We start from the raw sequence: 17249 nt of genomic DNA, 5'->3' as shown, positions 1-17249 counted from the left end.
TAGCCGGACCGCGGCGCCACTGGGAATCGACATGCTGAAAGTCAATGAAATCCTGCGCGTGAAGGGGCACACGCTGTACACGGGGACGCCCGACATGCCGGTGCGCGAAGCCATCGCCACCATGAGCCAGCTCGACATCGGCTCGCTGGTCATCATGGACCACGGCCGGCTCGCCGGCATGCTGACCTTCCGCGAAATCATCAACCACCTCAACACCCACGACGGCCAGGCCGGCGACTACACGGTGCGCAGCATCATGGACGACGCGCCCGTCAGCGTCACGCCCAACACCGACGCCGACGAGGTCCAGCGCCTGATGCTCGACAAGCACGCGCGCTACATCCCCGTGATGGACGGCCCCACCCTGATGGGCGTGATCTCGTTCTACGACATGGCGCGCGCCATCGTCGAGGCGCAGCAGTTCGAGAACGACATGCTCAAGGCCTACATCCGCGACTGGCCCGCCGACACGTCCGAGACGGCCCGCAAGGCCTGAGTCCGGCGCGGCCGCAAGGCCCCCTGCACGGCCGGGCGGCGGACGCCGCCCGGCGCTTCCCTCTTCTTCCCCGAAGACGAAGGGCTTGCCGGCGCGGAGATCCGCCAGCGCGGGGGTTCACCGATGCGGGGGTTCGCCGTTCAGCCCACGGCCTGCCAGGCGCGGCGCAGCAGTGCCGGGCCTTCGGCCCGCAGCAGCGCGGGGTCCGACAGCATGCGCCGCCATTGCCGCGCGCCGGGACGGCCGGTGCGCCAGCCCAGCACGCCGCGCATCATGATGTGCATCGGCACGCCGCGCGCGTGCTGCGCCGCCACATAATCCACCCAGGCGTCCAGCACGGCTTCGGGGTCCGGAAATGCCGCACCGGGCGCCATGCGGCGGTCCAGCTCGGCCAGGATGTCCGGATGGTGCCAGGCCGCCCGGCCCAGCATCACGCCGTCCAGGCGCTCCATCCATTCCAGGCAGGTCCCGACCTCGGCCAGGCCGCCATTCAGCACGAACGCCGCATCCGGAAAATCCTGCTTCAGGCGCACGGCATCCGCATAGCGCAGCGGCGGCTTTTCCCGGTTGTCCTTGGGCGACAGTCCCTTGAGCACCGCGTTGCGCGCATGGACGATGAACACCCGGCAGCCGGCCTCGAACAGGATGCCGACGAAATCGCGCACGAAATCGTAGGACTCGTCGTAGTCCAGGCCCAGGCGATGCTTGACCGTCACCGGCACCGACACGGCATCCCGCAGGGCGCGCACACAATCGGCGACCAGATGCGGCTCGGCCATCAGGCAGGCGCCGAAGGCGCCGCGCTGGACCCGTTCGGACGGGCAGCCGCAGTTCAGGTTGATCTCGTCGTAGCCCCAGCGCTCGCCCAGCCGGGCGCACTGCGCCAGTGCGTCCGGCTCGCTGCCGCCCAGCTGCAGGGCCACGGGATGCTCGGCGGGATCGAAGTCCAGGTGCCGGCCCACGTCGCCGTGCAGCAGCGCGCCGGTGGTGATCATCTCGGTGTACAGGCGGGCGCGGGGCGACAGCAGGCGATGGAAATAGCGGCAATGCCGGTCGGTGACGTCGATCATCGGCGCCACGCACAGGCGCCAGGGCCGGGGTTCGGACGCGGACTGGGGCGCGGGTCGGGACATGGATCCGGGCCTGACGGGACGGTCGCCGGGCCGGGGGCTGCCGGGCAAAGAGTGGGACATGCGGAACATTCCTGGGCAATCCGCCATTTTAGCCGGGCGGCGCGGACCCGCGCCGAAGCCGGGCCCGGCTTTTCGTCTAAAATCCCGGCTGACCGATTCCGACTCCAACCCCGGCCTTTCGCGGCCGCATGCGTATCCCCATGGCCGTATTCACCCCCGTCACCGAAGACGATGCCCGCGCGCTGCTGCGGCGCTACCAGCTGGGCGAACTGGTCGCCCTGCGCGGCATCACCGCCGGCATCGAGAACACCAACTATTTCCTCGACACCACCGGGGGCGCCTACGTCCTGACCTTGTTCGAGGTCCTGACCGCCGAACAGCTGCCGTTCTACATCGAGCTGATGCACCACCTGGCCGGCCGCGGCGTACCCGTGCCCGAGCCCCAGACCCTGCTCGACGGCACCCGCCTGACCGAGCTGAACGGCAAGCCGGCCGCGATCGTGACGCGCCTGTCGGGCGGCTACGAGCCCGAGCCCGGCCCGGCCCATTGCGCCCTGGCCGGCCAGACCCTGGCCCGCGCCCACCTGGCGGCGCAGGACTTCCCCATCCACCAGCCCAATCTGCGCGGCCTGGACTGGTGGAAGGCCACCGCCCCGGCTCTAGCGCCCTTCCTGGATCCTGGGCAGGCCGCCCTGCTGCAGGGCACGCTGGACGAGCAGATCGCCTTCGCCGCCTCGGGCGCGCCCGCGCGGCTGCCCTACGGGCCCGCGCACTGCGACCTGTTCCGCGACAACGTGCTGTTCGACGGCACCTTCGAGTCGCCCCACATGGGCGGCTTCATCGATTTCTACTTCGCCGGCTGCGACACCTGGCTGTTCGACGTGGCGGTCAGCGTCAACGACTGGTGCATCCACCGCGCGACGGGGGCCTTCGTGCGCCGGCGCCTGGAGGCCTGGCTGCAGGCCTACCACGCCGTGCGCCCCTTCACCGAGGAAGAGCGCGCCGCCTGGCCGGCGATGCTGCGCGCGGCGGCCCTGCGCTTCTGGATCTCCCGCCTGTACGACTTCCACCTGCCCCGGCCGGCCCAGACGCTCAAGCCGCACGATCCGCGCCACTTCGAGCGCATCCTGCGGCTGCGCACCGAGCAGCCCGCGCCCGCCCTGCCCCGCCCATGACGTCCCTGCAAGCCGCCATTCTGCCCCCCAGCGCCGGCTGGTCCTGGATCGTCCAGGGCATCCGGCTGTTCCGCCGCCAGCCTATGGCCATGATCTTCTGGAGCGTCGCCACCAGCTTCTTCGTCAACGTCGGCGCCCTCGTTCCGGTGCTGGGCCAGGCCGCGCTGGTGCTGCTGACCCCGCTGCTGGCCTTCCTGACGCTGTGCGCCTGCCGCAAGCTGGACGAAGGCGTGCGGATGGTGCCCGGCCTGTGGCTCCAGCCGCTGCAGAGCCCCGGCACGACGGGCGCCCTGCTGAAACTGGGCCTTGCCTACCTGGGCTGCTCCTTTCTCGCCGCCCTGGCCGCCGTGCTGCCCTTCATGTCCTCGATGCTGGACGCCCTGGGCACCGCCGAGCAGCCCGACTTCACCGCCCTGCTCCAGGCCCTGCAAGGTCCGCTGATGGTGTTCGGCCTGTTCTACGTGCTGCTGTCGGCCCTGTTCTGGCACACGCCGGCCCTGGTCGGCTGGCACCGGCTGCCCCTGCGCCGGGCGCTGTTCTATTCCATGGTCGCGTGCTGGCGCAACAAATACGCCATCATCCTCTACGTGGCCACCTGGGCGGCCCTCTTCTTCGGCCTGCACGGCCTGCTGGAAGGGCTGGCCGCCGTCGGCCTGCCGGCCGGCCTGCTGGCCTGGCTCGCGCTGCTGCTGGACGTCTTCATCACCGCCCTGCTGTACTGCAGCTTCTACACCATCTACACCACGATCTTCCGCCCCAGCCAGGCGGCCTCGACCTGAGCGCGCCAGTCGCGCCGGGCGCAATAGCCCGCGGGCAATTCGACGACGGCCCGGGCGCGGCGGCACAGCACGCAACGCCCCGGGTCCACGCGCGGCAGCACCCGCACGACGCGGCCCGCGGCATCCAGGAACACCAGGTCCACGGGCTGCGCCAGGCCCAGGGTATGCACGGCGCGGCACCCCGGCAGGAGCAGTCCGCGGGGCCGCGCGCCCCAGTCGGGCCACAGGCGCAGACCCAGCAGGCGCGCGGCGAACGAGCGCGCGCAATACAGGCGCAAAGGCCCGGCCGAGGCGAGCCACGGCGCCGGCGTCCGGGGACCGCGCCAGGCAAACCGCCGGCAGGGCCCCGGCCGCCTTCGGCCGCCACCCCAGGTATCGGGGCACAGCATCAGAATCCCGCATCCAGCAGCTTCACCGCCACGGGAAAGCCGATCACCAGGAAGGTGCAGGGAAAGATGCACAGCACCATGGGGAACAGCATCCGCACCGGTGCCTCCAGCGCCAGCTTTTCGGCGCGCAGGAAGCGTTCGCTGCGCTGGCGCTCGGCCTGGGCCCGCAGCAGCGGCCCCAGCCCCATGCCCAGCCGGTCGGCCTGGGCCAGGGCCGCGACCAGGTTGCGCACCCCGGGCACGTCCGCGTGGTCCGCCCAGTGCAGCAGCCAGCGCGGCCGGTCCACGCCGGTGCGCTCCAGCGCGGCGGCATCCCGCAGGCTCTGGCGCAGCGGGCCGTCGGGCGCATGGCCGGCCACCTGATGCAGCGCCGCCGGCAGGCTCAGGCCGGCTTCCACGCACAGGGTCAGCAGGTCCAGCATGAAGGGCAGCTCCCGCATCATGCGCAGCCGCCGCGCCGCGGCCCGGCGGCGCAGGATCTGGTCCGGCCAGACGAAGCCCAGGGCGGCGCCCGCCAGCGCCGCGAGGATGCCGATCCGCACCGGCGCGCCTCCCATCAGCGCGCCCGCCCCGGCCAGCGCGGCGCCGCAGCCGGCCAAGAGCACGCAGGCCGCCAGCCAGCGGTCCGCCGCCCAATGCGGCGCCAGACCGGCGCGCGGCCCCCAACGCTGCAGTTCACGGCGCATGCGCCAGGTGACGAAGGGCGCGCACCAGGGCGCCAGCGCCAGCACCCAGGGCCACCAGAAGGCGGGCGGCCGGATGCGGGCCTCGCCACGCGCCGCGGCCCAGGGACCGCCCAGCACCCACAGGCCCAGGCAGGCCGCCAGCGCCGCCAGGCACAAACCGATCCAGAACCACGCCATGCCGTTTCTCCCCTCGGTCGCCGGCCCGCCGCCCTACACCTCGATCGCGGCCACGCGCCGGATCCAGAAGATGCCCAGGCCCTCCAGCAGCAGGATCGCCGCCAGCACGATCCAGCCATACCAGGTCTGCCACAGCAAGGCCATGGCCTCGGGCTCCAGGCGGCTGAGCACCAGTGCCAGCACCGCCGGCAGGCCGGCCATGATGCGGCTCTGCATGCGGCCCTGCGCGGTCAGCGCCTCGACCCGGCCCAGCCAGTGCTGGCGTGCCCGCAACGTCTGGGCGATGCTCTCCAGCGTGTCGGCCAGGCTGCCGCCCGTGCGGGCGGCGATGCCCAGCGCCGACACCACCAGGCCGCAGGATTCCGTCGGCATGCGCGCGCGCAGCTGCAGCAGGGCGTCCTGGAAACCCAGGCCCAGGCGCTGTTCGCGCAGCATCAGGCCGAACTCCTGGGACAGCGGCGGACTGGATTGGGCCACGAGATGCCGCAAGGCCGGCTGGACGCCCGCCCCCGCGCGCAACGCGCCAGCCAGCGCCAGGACCAGATCGGGCAGCTGGGCGTCGAACCGCCGCGCGCGGCGCCGGCGCACGTGGCGCAGGATCAGCGGCGGCGCGCACAGCAGGCCGGCCAGCACGGGCAGCACGCCCCACCAGCGGCCCGCCAGCCAGGCCACCGCCAGCATCAGTGCCAGGCCCAGGCCGGCCACGGCCGGCCGCAGCTGGGCCATGTCCAGGAACAGGAAGGAGGCGTCCAGCGTGCGCCGGGTCTCGTCGCGCATGCGGTCCTCGTAGCGCGCCCAGGCGCGCTCGGCCTGGCCGAACAACCACCAGACGGCGAGCGCGACGCTGCCCGCCAGCAGCACGAAGATCAGGATCGACATGACGCGCCTCCCGGAGACGATGCGTCCCGGCGGGAGGCATCGCCGGGCGGGGTGCCGCCGGGCGAGGCATCGCTGGACGGAGTACCGCCGGACGAGGCATTCCGCGGCGGGGCCTCGTCCAGGGCCGCCCGGCCCTGGATGACCGTGCGGCCGGAGAACAGGGCGGTGTCCAGCGCTGCCGCGCCCTCGAAGCCGTCGGGCGGCAGGCCGCAGCCGGTGAACACGGCGGGCGGCCCGACGCGTCCCAGGAACAGTTCCTGGAGCTGAATGCGGCCGCCCTCCTGGCCCGTCACCTGGACGATCGCGCTCACCAGGCGGCGGCCATCGGCGGCGCGCACCAGCTGGACGATGAAATCGATGCTGGAGGCGATGTGCTCGCGGATCGCGGCCAGCGGCAGGTCCATGCCCGCCATGAGGATCATGGTCTCCAGCCGGCCCAGGGCATCGCGCGGACTGTTCGCGTGCAGCGTGGTCAGCGAGCCCTCGTGCCCGGTGTTCATGGCGGCCAGCATGTCGAAGGCCTCGCCGCCGCGGCATTCTCCCACCACGATGCGGTCCGGGCGCATGCGCAGCGCGTTGCGCACCAGATCGCGGATCTCGACGCGGCCCCGGCCTTCCGCATTGGGCGGCCGGGCTTCCAGGCTGACCAGGTGGGCGTGGTTGAGGCGCAGTTCGGCGGCGTCCTCGATGGTGATGATGCGCTCGCCGGCCGGGATGGCGTTGGACAGGACGTTCAGCAGGCTGGTCTTGCCCGAGCCCGTGCCGCCGGAGACGATCAGGTTCCTGCGATGGCGCACGCAGTGCATCAGGAACCGCGCCATGGCCTCGTCCAGGGCGCCGACCGCCAGCAGGTCGGGCATGTCCAGGCGCCGCGCGGGAAACTTGCGGATCGTCAGGCTGGCGCCGCGCAGCGCGATGGGCGCGATCACCGCATTCACCCGCGAGCCGTCGCGCAGGCGGGCATCGACCATGGGCGCGCTCTCGTCGATCCGCCGTCCCAGCGGCGCCACGATCCGGTCGATGATGCCCAGCACCGCCTGCTCGCCGCTGAAGCTGGCGGCGGCGCGCACCAGGCGCCCGCCGCGCTCGACGAAGATTTCATCGTGGCGGTTGACCATGATCTCGGTGACGCCCGGATCGGCGAGCAGCGGTTCGAGCGGCCCGAGGCCGACGGCCTCGTCCACCAGCTCCCGCGCCAGCGCCTGCCTGTCGAGCCCCGCAGGCAGGGCCTCGTCGGCCGCGATCAGGCCGGCCAGCACGGCGGCGGCCTCGGCGCGCAGCGCAGCGTCGCTCATCCCGCCGATGTCGCGGCGGCGCAGTTGCAGCGCCGCGATCAGGCCCTCGTGCAGGCGGCGCCGGTGGGCCTGTCCGGCAGGGTCGGGCCCGCCGAACGGAGCCCCCCCGACTGCAGGGGCTGTGCCGGCTGCACCGGCCGCAACAAACGTACCGGTTGCACCAAACGTATCGGCCGTACCAAACGTACCGGCTGTATCAAACGCGCCGGCCACACCGACCGCACCGGCCGTGATGACCGCGCCGCCTTGCGGCCGGGATGGCGCCTCGTTCGAGCGGCCGCCATGCGGGCGTGCCCCGCCGGCCCGAGTCTGGGCCCGGGCATCGGCCGCGAGGCCATCGGCAGCGATTCCGTCCGGCATGGTTCCGCCTGGCACGGCTTCATGAGCGAGAGTTCCGTCTGGAACGATTCCGCCCCGGACGGCTTCGTGGAAGGAGATCCCGCCTGGAACCGCTCCGCCTTGGGCGGCCCCAGGGGAGGAAGCCATGCAGCGAACCACGCCCTCCGGATCGATCCCCCCGGAGGCGATTCCGCCCGCCGTGGCACCCTTCGACGCACCGTTCTCCAGCGCGCCGCCCGCTGATGCGCCGCCCCGCGCCACCGTTCCGGCGAAGGCGAACCCGCCCGGGGCGGCCGCGAGCGTTCCGATCGGGCCGGCCGGTCCCGACTGCGGCACGGTCTCCGCCCCCGCCGGCAGGACACGCATCAGGCATGGACCGATGACCACCTCGTCGTGCGCGAGGAGAGGGCCGTACGCGGCGACCCGTTCGCCGTTGACGACGGTGCCGAACAGGGAACCCAGGTCTTCGATCCAGATTTCATCCTGGCGCCGCAGCAGGCGCGCGTGCCGGCGCCCGACCCGCCAGGCGCGCAGGACCAGGCCGCTGGCGGCGTCGCGGCCGATCGACAGCGGCAGGGCATGCCGCTCGCGCCGGCGGCGGCCATCCTCGAAGCACAGGTCGAGTTCGATGCCGTCCATCATGCCTCCCCGACCGCCCGGTGAGCACGGCGCCGAGCCACGATCCCGCGACGGAGCCGCGGCACAGGGTATCTCATGCCGCATTGCATGACGTGTTGTTTCACCGCGGATCGCATGGCAGGCCTCATGACAGGCCTCATGGCGGATCGCAAGGCGGATCCCGGTGCGAGCCCCCAAGCGGATCTCACGGCGGATCTCATGGCGGATCTCACGACGGATCTCATGGCATGGCCTCCCCGGCGCGGGGTTCCGGCCCGGCGGCCCCCTGCCATTGCGAACCGGGGCCGACGGCGCGCGGATTCCAGGACGGCCGGGGCCGTGGGGCGGCAGCCAGGGGCATGGGGCGAACGGGCGCCATCAGCGCGGGCTCGGCCGGAAAGGCCCGCTCCAGGATCGCATCCGCGCGCTGGACGCGCCGGCGCAGGTCGGGATGCTCCGCCGTGACCAGCTGGGGCGTCACCAGGATGGCCAGCTCCGTCTCGTTGCGCTGGAAGCGCGTGGAGCGGAACAGGGCCCCCAGGATCGGCAGATCGCCCAGGCCCGGCAGGCGGTCCACGTTGCGGGCCGTGTCCCGCGACAGGAATCCGGCCAGCACCAGGGTCTGGCCGGAACGCACGTTGAATTCGGTGGCCGTGCGCCGGGTTTTCAGGGAAGGGCCGCCGGGCACCGACAGCGACGGGTCGATGGCGCTGACCTCGACTTCCAGGCGCGAGCGCACGGCGCCGCTGCGTTCGATGGACGGCGTGATGCGCAGCGACACGCCGTAGGGCTTGAAGGCCGTCTGGGTGTTGCCGTTGCCGTCCACCGTGCTGTAGGGCACTTCGCCGCCCGCCAGGAACTCGGCGGTCGCCCCGCTGCGGGCCAGGAGCTGGGGCTGGGCCAGCACTACCGCCCGCCCGTCCTGGGCCAGCAGGTCGATGCGCGCCGACAGCAGCGCATTGATGCCGAAGTAGCCGGCAGCCTGGGGCGACGGGAAGGCCAGGGGCAGCACGGTCTCCCCCGGCCGGTCGGCATAGCGGCGCGAGCCGCCGTCCCAGCCCAGGCCGGCGTTGACGCCCCCCGCTCCCTCGCTGCCCCAGCGCAGGCCGACTTCGCGCAGCAGGGAGCGGGGCACTTCGACCACGCGCACGTCGAGCAGCACCATCTGGTCCCAGCCGACCGTGCCGGTGAAATCCAGCAGCTGCGGATAGCGGCGCCCGAGTTCCGCCAGACGCTGGCGGTCGCCGTCGGACAGCCCGTCGCCTTCGACCAGCAGCTTGTCGCCCAGGGTCGTGACGCGGGCGCCCGGAATGCGCTCCAGCAGGCTGCGCAGTTCGTCCTGGAGCTGGCGCGCCCCTTCGGGCGCGACCTCCACGGCGTAGCGGTAGGCCTGGCCGTCGGCCGTCCAGGCGTGCAGCGTGCTGAAGCCGGGCTTGCGGGCGAATACGATGACCTCGCGGTCGTCGGTGCTGACGGCGTTCAGGATCCTGCCGTCGCCCACCGCCACCCGCGCCACGCCGGGGATGCCCAGCACCCGGACCTCGCCCGCCTGGAGCGCCAGCGGGGTTTCGGCGGCGGGTCCCGGGACGGGGGCGGCCAGGACCGGGCCCGACAGGGCCAGTCCCCAGAACAGGCTCCCGAACAGGCTCCCGAACAGGCTCCCGAACAGGCTCCCGAACAGGCGCCAGGACAGGCGCCAGGACAGGCGCTGGAACGGACCTCGGGACGGATTCCAGAGTCGTCCCCCGAACGGATTCCAGGACTTGCGCAAGGTCCGGCACGAGGTCCGGCACAAATTCTGGCGCATGGCCCCGCGCACAGCCCTCCACGAGGTCCCGCACGCGGCCCTGTGCGAGGTCCCGCACAGCCGGCGGCCGGATGCGGGGCGCGGTTCCACCGGGGCATTCTCGCGCTGCGCGCCGCGGCCGGCGCGCGGGGGACGGACCGGCGCGATCATGGGGTCTCCTCGTCGTGGTCTTGCGGCAGGCCGGCCCGGCCCATGGCGGCGTCGTCGGCCTCCTCGCCGTCCGGCGGCACCGCCAGCGGCGGCGACATGGCCTGCTCCGCCATGGAATGCATCCAGGCGCTGGCCAGCGCCTGCCCCACGGGCAGGTCGAACCAGCCGCTGCCCGGCCGCGCCGCCAGCGCCTCGGGATCGGCCCAGGCCGGCAAGGCGCGGGCGCCCGAGGCTCCGTACAGGATGACGGCCCGCCGGGCCGGCGCGCGCGGCGGATCGCCCACCCCCAGCAGGGACGCCAGATCGCCGCGGGCGGCCCGCCGGTCGGCGTGGGCATCGCCAGGATGGCGCAGGATGGCGGTCAGCGTGCCCGCCTGGCGGGCGGCGACCAGCTTCACCACGTCTTCGGGCGCCGCATCGAGCGTCACCGTGGAATAGGAGGATTCCTCGGCGCCGGCTTCCGTGGTCCGGGTCTCGCGGCCCGTCGCCAGCACCAGCACGCCCTGCAGGAGCGGCACCGTCAGGCGCTTGCGCCGGTGATCGAAGGACACGTACAGATCGATCAGGTCGCCGGGCTGCAGCAGGCCGGACAGGGAATTGACCTGATCCACGGGCAGCGTGATGGCGCGCCGGCCGGGGGCCAGATGCGCCGAAAAAGCGGGCTGGGGGCGCACGGTGTGCACGGGCAGCAGCGCGTCGCCGGCCCGCACGGCGGTGCCCAGGACGCGGCCCTCGAGTTCGCCCAGCCGGGCCAGCGGCAAGGTGTCGCCGCCCACCCAGCGGGCGGGAAAGCTGCGGACGGCCAGATCGTCCGGCGACAGCCGGGTGCCGACCGCGAGATCCCGGGCGGCCACGATGCGTTCGACCATGTCCAGGCGGCTGCGGGATTCGATCTGCCGCTCGCGCTCGCGCACGTGCAGGGCCAGCGCGCCGGCCGCCAGCAGGCCGGCCGACAGGGCCAGCGTCCCGAGGACGGCGGATCGGGGAACGCGGGGAAACGGGAACGTCGTGAGGATCATGAGGCCTCCTTCGGCCGGTGCCAGAACGTCAGGGCGACGGTGTCGGCCCGGGGGTGGAGATGGACCGTCAGGCGCCCGCCATCGGGCCGCGCCCATTCGCCGGCCAGCGGAGCCGCCTGCGCCCGCGCGGACCCGGCCACCTCGCCGGAGCCCGCGGCCGCCGCCACCGGCCGCCAGCGCCGCTCCCAGAGGGCGCGCCGCACCGCGGCGGCCACGCGCGGATACGGCCCCGGACACAGATAGCTGGCCAGCAGGCCGGTGCCGCCGGCCATGCGGCTGGAGGCCCGCAGCACGGCCCGCGCGCCCGGCGGCGCGATCTGCGCCGGATCGAAGCCGGCCTCGCGGCGGTCCTCAGGGCCCAGGCTGGACAGCAGGCCGACCGTGCCCGCGCCGCCATCGTCGGCGGGCCGCAGCTGCGCCAGCCAGTGCCGGCCTTCATGGACCCCGGAGAGCGACAGTACCGGGCCGGAGAATTGCAGACGGTCGAACCGGGACGCCGCGGCGCGCGTCAGCCGCCGCGCCGCATCCACCGGTGCCATCGGCGCCCGGAAACGCCGCACCTGCAGGCGAGCGCCCGGGAGGTCGAAGGCCAGGGGCGCCGCCCAGGACCATTCCGCCAGCGCGGCGGCACGGGCCGGATCCCAGGGTGCGGGAGCGGCGCAGGCCGGGCCGGCGCACAGCAGCAGGACCGCCATCAGCATCGAAGGCGGGCGCAGGGGCGGAACGGACGGATTCATGGCTGTCTCCAGGGTTGCAGGTGCGGACGCGGCACGCTGCTCGTCCAGCGGTCGATCCAGTCCCAGTCGGGCGAGGCGCGGCCCCAGGCGGCGTCCACGCCGCGCAGGCGGCCGAGGACCGACTGGCCGGCCGACCGGGACGCCGCGGCCGCATCGGCCCAGGCGCCGGGACTGCCCGCCAGGATCGACTGGGTGTCGGCATCGCCCGCGGCGGCGCCGTCGCCGCGCAGGATGGCGGTATGGCGGCTCAGGCGCAGCCCCAGCCGGTCGAAATCGGACAGGGCGCCCGTGGTGGCCTCCCCGCCGGCGGTCTCGGCCCGGGCGGCGGCGCGCCAGACGGTCGGATCGCCCAGCCGCAATTCCCGGCGCAGGTCCGCCGCGCCGGCCACGGGATCGCCGGCCTGGCGGCCGGCGAGGGCATCCAGGGGTTCGAGCGCCAGGCGCGCCTCGGCCGCCAGCAGATCCAGGCCCCGCCGCGTCCGCCAGCGGTGGCCCGGCGCGTCCAGGTAGCCGTCCGCCCCCGCGTCCAGCGCCTCCGGCGCCAGACCCTGGTGGGCATGGGCGAAGGCGGCGCGGCGGCTGGCATGGGCCAGCTGCAGGCCGGCATCCTGCAGGCGCCCCAGCCAGGCGATGGCGGCCCACAGGCTGCCCAGCACGGCCAGCGCGACCAGGGTTTCGGCGAGGGCCTGGCCGCCCTGGCGTCCGCGCCGATGCCCGCCCCGGCATGCGTGATCGGCCATGTCAGTCTCCTGGCGCATCGGACAGCCCGGCCGCCAGGCGCGCGTGCCAGTAGGGATGGAACAGGCTCGGCGTCTCGTCCAGCCCGTCCGCGCGCCGCTCGGGTCGGGAGAACAGGCTTTCCGCCGCGCTGCGGGCGCGGATCGGGCGGCCGGAGGCATCCGCCAGCTCCATGTGCACGACGAATCCCGACGCGGCGTCCGGGCCGGCGGCTGCCGCGACGTCCAGGTAGCCGCCCAGGCCGCGGGAGGACCAGGGCTGGCGGTCCCGCAGGGCATAGGAATTGGCGAGGGGATTGTCCCGGCCGCCCACCAGATCCCACTGCGTCGCCGCCCGCACCCAGCGCCAGAAATCCTGGTCGGCGAAATCCTCCGGCGGGTCCTCGACGTGGCTCGCGTCCATCGCCTGGCCGGGCTGCGCCGGCATCCAGGCCCAGCCCATGGCGTATTCGCGGTAGTAGCAGCCGATCCAGCGGTTGGAGCGCACCGCGTGGAAGGATTGCGTATCCCCCGCCCGCCAGCGGCCGGATTCGTCCAGCGCCGTGCCCCCGCGCCGCCGCAGTTCGTGGCGCAGCTGCGGGCAGCGGGCGCTGACCGGCCAGGGATTGCGCGCCGTGTGGTCCCGCGGATCGAGGAAGGGATACAGGCCGGCCAGATCGCGCACCCAGTCGAACAGCGGCGCATCCGGCGCATGGTGGCGCAGCAGGCCGGGCCAGGCGTCTTCAGACACCACGGGCCGCAGGTCCTCGGGCCGGCGTTCGGGATAATGCCCGGCCAGCACGGCTTGCATCGCATCCTGGCGCGCCAGGGGCAGGTCCCGGGCGAGGACGCGGGACAGGTCCGCCGACAGCTCGTGGACGAAGCGCTCGTGCGCGGCGTAGGCCCGGCCGAGCGCGCCGCCGGCGCGCGCCTGGGCCTCCAGGCCCGCGGCGCCGGCCGCCGCCAGATAAGCGCGGCCGTGGTCGGCGCCGAACATCAGGCCGATCAGGTGGGCGGGCGGGTTGCCCTGGGCGAGGCGGCGCGATTCCATGCCGGCGTAGTGCGCCCAGCTGCCCAGCGTGACCAGGTGCGCCATGGCCAGCTGGTGCGCCATCCGGGCACGGTTCAGGTAGGCCAGGAAATTGAGCGTCCGCGCCTGGACCAGGGCGCCGCTGTAGGCGGCTGCATCCAGGCCGTGGACCAGCCGGGTCTTGGCGGCCAGGACCTGGCCGGTGGCGAAATAGCGCATCCAGGCCAGGCCCAGCACGGCCGCCAGCAGCATGCCGAGCACCAGGACCTGGCCCTGCTGGGCGCGCAGCGCGGGGCGGACGCCGGCCATGTCACTGCCCCGCCGCCGCGTTGCCGGTGAAGGACTTCAGCGATTTGGCGGCCGCCTGGGCGGCGGCGGATTCAGCCGCCGTCTGGGCGATGCGGGACTGCTCGGAGCCGTCCTCGCCGGCGATCTCGCGCGCCATGGCCGCCGTCTGGGCACGGATCACCTGACCGAAGAGCTGGTAGACCGCGATGGCGGCCACGGCCACCAGGGCGACGACAATGACGTATTCCACCATCGCCTGCCCGCGCTGCCCGGACCGGGTGGACGGGACGGGCCTGGACGACAGGAGGACGGGCGCATGCGGCACGCCCGGCCGCGAGGGCTCGCGCACGGCGCCGAAGGACGGCGCGCCGGGCAGGACGCGGCGGATGCGGCCGGAGAATGCGCCGGGACGGGCGCGGCGCGACAGACGAAGGAAGGCGGACATGGCGGGCTCCGGTAACGGGATGAAGCCCAGTGTGCCCCGCCCTCGCCCGCCCGCCTATTCGCACTTCCCGTGCTGGCTGAAAATGTCCCGCCCGCCTTCCGCGCCGCCGGCCGCCCGCATTCCGGACCACGCCTGCCGCCCGTTATCCGCGGCCGGCGTCCGATCCGCCCGCGGAACCATGCTGCGGCGGCGTGGAAGCCGGCCCGGACACCGGCGCGGACGGCGGATCAGCCGATGCGCAGGCGCAGGGTGCCCAATCCTTCGATGGCGGCTTCGAGCCGGTCGCCGGGCACGACGGCGCCGACGCCGGCCGGCGTGCCGGTGAAGACCAGGTCGCCGGCCCGCAGCTCGAACAGGGTGGACAGGTAGGCGATGGCTTCCGGCACCGACCAGATCATGTCCGACAGGTCGCCCGACTGGCGCGGCTGGCCGTTGACCGAGAGGGTGATGGCGCCCTGCGCCATCGTGCCGGCGGACGCGGCCGGATGCAGCGGCCCGATGGGCGCGCTGTGATCGAAGGCCTTGCCGGTTTCCCAGGGCCGGCCGGACTTCTTGGCGGCGGCCTGCAGATCGCGGCGCGTCATGTCCAGGCCGATGGCGTAGCCCCAGATGCAAGCGGCCGCCTGCTCGGGCGTCAGGTCGCGTCCGCCCGAGCCCAGCGCGGCCACGAGCTCGACTTCGTGGTGCAGGTCCCGGGTGAGCGGCGGATACGGCAGCACGCCCTCGGCGCCGTCGGCGACGTTCAGGACGGCATCGGCGGGCTTGGCGAAGAAGAACGGCGGCTCGCGCCCCGAATCGCCCATTTCGCGCGCGTGCTCCGCGTAATTGCGGCCGACGCAGTAGATGCGCCGCACGGGAAAGCGGGCCGAGCTGCCCTGGACGGCCACGGTGGCCGCCTCGGGACGGGGAATCACGGTTTCATCCATCATGGACTCCGGAAAAAACTGGCCCGGCGGCAAAAACGATGACCCGGCCGAAGCCGGGCCGTCAGGCACGCACAGGCGAAGGAACGCCTCAGGCCTTGGCCTGCTCGTAGCGTTCGACGGAGGCGCGGATCTCCTGCTTGGCGGCATCCACGCCCGACCAGCCCTGGACCTTGACCCACTTGCCCTTTTCCAGGTCCTTGTAGTGCTCGAAGAAGTGCTGGATGCGCTGCAGTTCCTCGGGCAGCAGGTCGGCGGTCGATTCGATCTGGCGGTACGGCGGGTAGAGCTTGTCCACCGGGCGGGCCAGGAGCTTGGCGTCCTTGCCGGCCTCGTCTTCCATGTTCATCACGCCCAGGGCGCGGCAGCGGATCACCGAGCCGACCTGCACCGGGAACGGCGCGATCACCAGCACGTCCACCGGATCGCCGTCTTCCGACAGGGTCTGGGGGATGTAGCCGTAGTTGCAGGGGTAGTGCATGGCGGTCAGCATGAAGCGGTCCACGAACACGGCGCCGCTGGCCTTGTCGACTTCGTACTTGACCGGATCCGCGTTCATGGGGATTTCGATCACGACGTTGAATTCTTCAGGCAGCTTGTCGCCGGCCGGCACTCGATCTAGGCTCATGGGGTTCCTTGATAGGTCAGACTGAAAAAACGATCTACTTGCGCGCGCCGCCGTCCGAGGTCTGGGACATGTCCACCCCGGGGATGGGCGCGGTGTCGAAATATTCGTCCTCGGCGGTCATGGACGCGGGCGCGGGCGGCGTTTCGGGCGCCGATCGGGGCGCCGGCGCGGCCACGGGCTCCATGGCGCCGCCCGTCTCGTCCTGGACGTAGACGCCGCTGGCCGCGGGGGGCACGGCCAGGGGCGATTCCGCCGGGGCCGGTTCGTCCGCCGCGACCGCCTCGTCGAAGCGGGGGTCGCCGCGCATGTCGGCGGCGGGCAGCAGCCGGCTGACGGCGGGGATTTCGGCATCCGCCGCCTGGCAGGCCAGCCGCCAGTTGCGCAGGGCCTGGTCGGGATGGCCCAGGGCGTCGTGCAGATTGCCCAGCAGGGCGTGGATGTGGGTGTCGGCGCGCAGGGCCAGGCTGCGTTCGAGGTAATGCTCGCCCTGGCCCCAGAGGCGGGCCGCCAGGCAGAGCTGACCCAGCGCCGCCAGCAGGCCCGCATGGTCGGGGCTGGACCTGAGCCAGAGTTCGGCATGGCCCAGGCGCTGACCGGCCTGCGTGGCGTCGCACTGAGCGTAGAGGCGCAGCAGGCGGTCGTCCAGCCGGCGTCCCAGGGCGGCTTCGAGGATGCGGGCCGACTCGGCCGGATGGCCCAGGCGCACCTGGGCCTGGGCGCCGGCCAGGGCCACGTCGGGATCCAGCCGTTCGTCGGCGCTCAGGTCGCCCCAGACGGCGTTCCAGTCGGATTCCTCGACGCGGGACAGGCGCTGCGCGGTCGATTCGCGGATGAACTGGCGGGCCTGGGTCTCGTCGATCGCGCCGCGGCGCAGCAGCAGGCGCGTGAGTTCGTACACGCGGTCCGCATGGCCGAGCTGGCGATGGGCGCGCAGCAGCAGGCGGGTGCCATGCAGGAAGCGCGACGAGGCGTCCTGCAGGGGTTCCAGCAGGGCCAGGGCTTCCTCGGCGCGGTTCTGGTCCAGGTACATTTCCGCCGTCACGGTATCCACGGCCTGGCGCAGGCGGGAATCCTGGCCGGCGCCCTCCTGGGCGAGCCGCAGCACCTGGTCGCGCCGCGCGGTTTCGCCCAGCAGGTGCAGGGCGCGCGCCGCGCTGAGCCCGGCCAGCACCTTGCGGTCGGCCGAGCGGGTGCGCGACACCAGGTTGGACAGGTCCTTTTCGGCCTGGACGTAGCGGCCTTCCAGGACGTTGATCCAGCCGCGTTCGAGCAGTTCGATGTCGCGCTTCTGGGCGCGGCGCCCGCGCCAGGCGCGCAGCCGGCCGGGGCTGGTGCCCAGCCAGTTCAGGGCGCGCAGCAGCCAGTGCAGCGCCAGGAAGGCCACCAGCGCGAGCACGACCGCCAGCGACAGGGACAGTTCGATGCGCCACGGCTGGGCGACGATGAGGACGTTGCCGCCGTGCTCGCGCAGCACCAGGGCCAGCGCCACGGCGGCCGCGAACAGAATCAGGGTCCAGATCCAGGATCGCATCGCGCTCCC

General features: G+C 73.3%; 16 protein-coding genes and 2 pseudogenes. 3 read left to right on the top strand and 15 right to left on the bottom strand.

Annotated elements, in window-relative coordinates; genetic code table 11:
- Window positions 1–31: 31 nt before the first annotated feature.
- The gene (locus HNR28_RS11615; protein WP_043682395.1) at window positions 32–496 is read left to right on the top strand and encodes a CBS domain-containing protein; all 465 of its coding nucleotides are present in this window, start codon (window positions 32–34) and stop codon (window positions 494–496) included.
- A 140-nt stretch (window positions 497–636) separates the two neighbouring features.
- On the opposite strand, the gene dusA is transcribed toward HNR28_RS11615, so the two are convergent.
- Window positions 637–1566, bottom strand: coding sequence for a tRNA dihydrouridine(20/20a) synthase DusA (gene dusA / locus HNR28_RS11610; RefSeq protein ID WP_043682392.1), 930 nt, complete (start codon window positions 1564–1566; stop codon window positions 637–639).
- 263 nt (window positions 1567–1829) lie between these two features.
- Here dusA and HNR28_RS11605 point away from each other — a divergent pair, with 263 nt between their 5' ends.
- Both HNR28_RS11605 and HNR28_RS11600 read left to right on the top strand, forming a co-directional pair.
- Entirely contained in the window at window positions 1830–2804 is a 975-nt protein-coding gene (locus HNR28_RS11605; protein WP_043682389.1) for a homoserine kinase, read from the top strand.
- The gene (locus HNR28_RS11600; RefSeq protein WP_052355749.1) at window positions 2801–3583 is read left to right on the top strand and encodes a BPSS1780 family membrane protein; all 783 of its coding nucleotides are present in this window, start codon (window positions 2801–2803) and stop codon (window positions 3581–3583) included. Before HNR28_RS11605 ends, HNR28_RS11600 begins: the two co-directional genes overlap by 4 nt.
- Here the strand turns inward: HNR28_RS11600 and HNR28_RS11595 are convergent.
- The 14 genes and pseudogenes from HNR28_RS11595 to HNR28_RS11535 form a co-directional block, all read right to left on the bottom strand.
- Window positions 3541–3861, bottom strand: coding sequence for a DUF192 domain-containing protein (locus HNR28_RS11595; RefSeq protein ID WP_052355748.1), 321 nt, complete (start codon window positions 3859–3861; stop codon window positions 3541–3543). The genes HNR28_RS11600 and HNR28_RS11595 overlap by 43 nt on opposite strands.
- 110 nt (window positions 3862–3971) lie before the next feature.
- A complete protein-coding gene (locus tag HNR28_RS11590) occupies window positions 3972–4835 on the bottom strand; it encodes a type II secretion system F family protein (RefSeq protein WP_043682386.1) in 864 nt (287 codons plus the stop codon).
- 33 nt (window positions 4836–4868) lie between these two features.
- The gene (locus tag HNR28_RS11585) at window positions 4869–5714 is read right to left on the bottom strand and encodes a type II secretion system F family protein (RefSeq protein WP_043682383.1); all 846 of its coding nucleotides are present in this window, start codon (window positions 5712–5714) and stop codon (window positions 4869–4871) included.
- A pseudogene (locus HNR28_RS18515) lies at window positions 5702–7153 on the bottom strand (CpaF family protein); the annotation flags it as partial. The gene HNR28_RS11585 and the pseudogene HNR28_RS18515, both read right to left, overlap by 13 nt.
- A gap of 630 nt (window positions 7154–7783) precedes the next feature.
- Window positions 7784–7987, bottom strand: a pseudogene (locus tag HNR28_RS18855) (FHA domain-containing protein); the annotation flags it as partial.
- 220 nt (window positions 7988–8207) lie between these two features.
- Window positions 8208–9737 carry a type II and III secretion system protein family protein gene (locus tag HNR28_RS11575; protein WP_244978280.1) on the bottom strand — a complete coding sequence of 510 codons (1530 nt, stop codon included), beginning with the start codon at window positions 9735–9737 and terminating at the stop codon, window positions 8208–8210.
- A 182-nt stretch (window positions 9738–9919) separates the two neighbouring features.
- Entirely contained in the window at window positions 9920–10942 is a 1023-nt protein-coding gene (cpaB, locus tag HNR28_RS11570) for a Flp pilus assembly protein CpaB (RefSeq protein WP_151025071.1), read from the bottom strand.
- Window positions 10939–11679, bottom strand: a complete 741-nt coding sequence (locus HNR28_RS11565; RefSeq protein ID WP_151025070.1) for a hypothetical protein — start codon at window positions 11677–11679, stop codon at window positions 10939–10941. The genes cpaB and HNR28_RS11565 overlap by 4 nt, the downstream gene beginning before the upstream one ends.
- Entirely contained in the window at window positions 11676–12419 is a 744-nt protein-coding gene (locus tag HNR28_RS11560) for a hypothetical protein (protein WP_052355746.1), read from the bottom strand. The genes HNR28_RS11565 and HNR28_RS11560 overlap by 4 nt, the downstream gene beginning before the upstream one ends.
- A gap of 1 nt (window position 12420) precedes the next feature.
- Complete coding sequence (locus HNR28_RS11555) at window positions 12421–13734, bottom strand: hypothetical protein (protein WP_043682377.1); 1314 nt, start codon at window positions 13732–13734, stop codon at window positions 12421–12423.
- A 1-nt stretch (window position 13735) separates the two neighbouring features.
- Window positions 13736–13966: a hypothetical protein gene (locus HNR28_RS11550; RefSeq protein ID WP_043686616.1), complete on the bottom strand. Its 231-nt coding sequence runs from the start codon at window positions 13964–13966 to the stop codon at window positions 13736–13738.
- Window positions 13967–14385: 419 nt separating this feature from the next.
- A complete protein-coding gene (locus HNR28_RS11545; RefSeq protein WP_043682374.1) occupies window positions 14386–15084 on the bottom strand; it encodes a fumarylacetoacetate hydrolase family protein in 699 nt (232 codons plus the stop codon).
- Window positions 15085–15172: 88 nt separating this feature from the next.
- Window positions 15173–15709 (bottom strand): inorganic diphosphatase, encoded by a 537-nt coding sequence (gene ppa / locus HNR28_RS11540; RefSeq protein ID WP_043682371.1) that lies wholly within the window; start codon window positions 15707–15709, stop codon window positions 15173–15175.
- 34 nt (window positions 15710–15743) lie between these two features.
- Entirely contained in the window at window positions 15744–17240 is a 1497-nt protein-coding gene (locus HNR28_RS11535; protein ID WP_043682367.1) for a heme biosynthesis HemY N-terminal domain-containing protein, read from the bottom strand.
- Window positions 17241–17249 lie beyond the last annotated feature (9 nt).

Source organism: Castellaniella defragrans, assembly GCF_014203015.1.
Taxonomy (GTDB): Bacteria; Pseudomonadota; Gammaproteobacteria; order Burkholderiales; family Burkholderiaceae_B; genus Castellaniella; species Castellaniella defragrans.
The sequence above is the reverse complement of the archived record's forward strand: the minus strand, read 5'-3'. Positions and strand labels throughout refer to the sequence as shown.

What these genes read in the sequence shown, in the direction of transcription:
- HNR28_RS11535 (WP_043682367.1), bottom strand. Translation starts at nt 17,240, where the DNA reads ATGCGATCCTGGATCTGGACCCTGATTCTGTTCGCGGCCGCCGTGGCG.
- HNR28_RS11565 (WP_151025070.1), bottom strand. Translation starts at nt 11,679, where the DNA reads ATGAATCCGTCCGTTCCGCCCCTGCGCCCGCCTTCGATGCTGATGGCG.
- HNR28_RS11550 (WP_043686616.1), bottom strand. Translation starts at nt 13,966, where the DNA reads ATGGTGGAATACGTCATTGTCGTCGCCCTGGTGGCCGTGGCCGCCATC.
- ppa (WP_043682371.1), bottom strand. Translation starts at nt 15,709, where the DNA reads ATGAGCCTAGATCGAGTGCCGGCCGGCGACAAGCTGCCTGAAGAATTC.
- HNR28_RS11545 (WP_043682374.1), bottom strand. Translation starts at nt 15,084, where the DNA reads ATGGATGAAACCGTGATTCCCCGTCCCGAGGCGGCCACCGTGGCCGTC.
- HNR28_RS11605 (WP_043682389.1), top strand. Translation starts at nt 1,830, where the DNA reads ATGGCCGTATTCACCCCCGTCACCGAAGACGATGCCCGCGCGCTGCTG.
- HNR28_RS11560 (WP_052355746.1), bottom strand. Translation starts at nt 12,419, where the DNA reads ATGGCCGATCACGCATGCCGGGGCGGGCATCGGCGCGGACGCCAGGGC.
- HNR28_RS11615 (WP_043682395.1), top strand. Translation starts at nt 32, where the DNA reads ATGCTGAAAGTCAATGAAATCCTGCGCGTGAAGGGGCACACGCTGTAC.
- dusA (WP_043682392.1), bottom strand. Translation starts at nt 1,566, where the DNA reads ATGATCGACGTCACCGACCGGCATTGCCGCTATTTCCATCGCCTGCTG.
- HNR28_RS11555 (WP_043682377.1), bottom strand. Translation starts at nt 13,734, where the DNA reads ATGGCCGGCGTCCGCCCCGCGCTGCGCGCCCAGCAGGGCCAGGTCCTG.
- HNR28_RS11600 (WP_052355749.1), top strand. Translation starts at nt 2,801, where the DNA reads ATGACGTCCCTGCAAGCCGCCATTCTGCCCCCCAGCGCCGGCTGGTCC.
- cpaB (WP_151025071.1), bottom strand. Translation starts at nt 10,942, where the DNA reads ATGATCCTCACGACGTTCCCGTTTCCCCGCGTTCCCCGATCCGCCGTC.
- HNR28_RS11585 (WP_043682383.1), bottom strand. Translation starts at nt 5,714, where the DNA reads ATGTCGATCCTGATCTTCGTGCTGCTGGCGGGCAGCGTCGCGCTCGCC.
- HNR28_RS11590 (WP_043682386.1), bottom strand. Translation starts at nt 4,835, where the DNA reads ATGGCGTGGTTCTGGATCGGTTTGTGCCTGGCGGCGCTGGCGGCCTGC.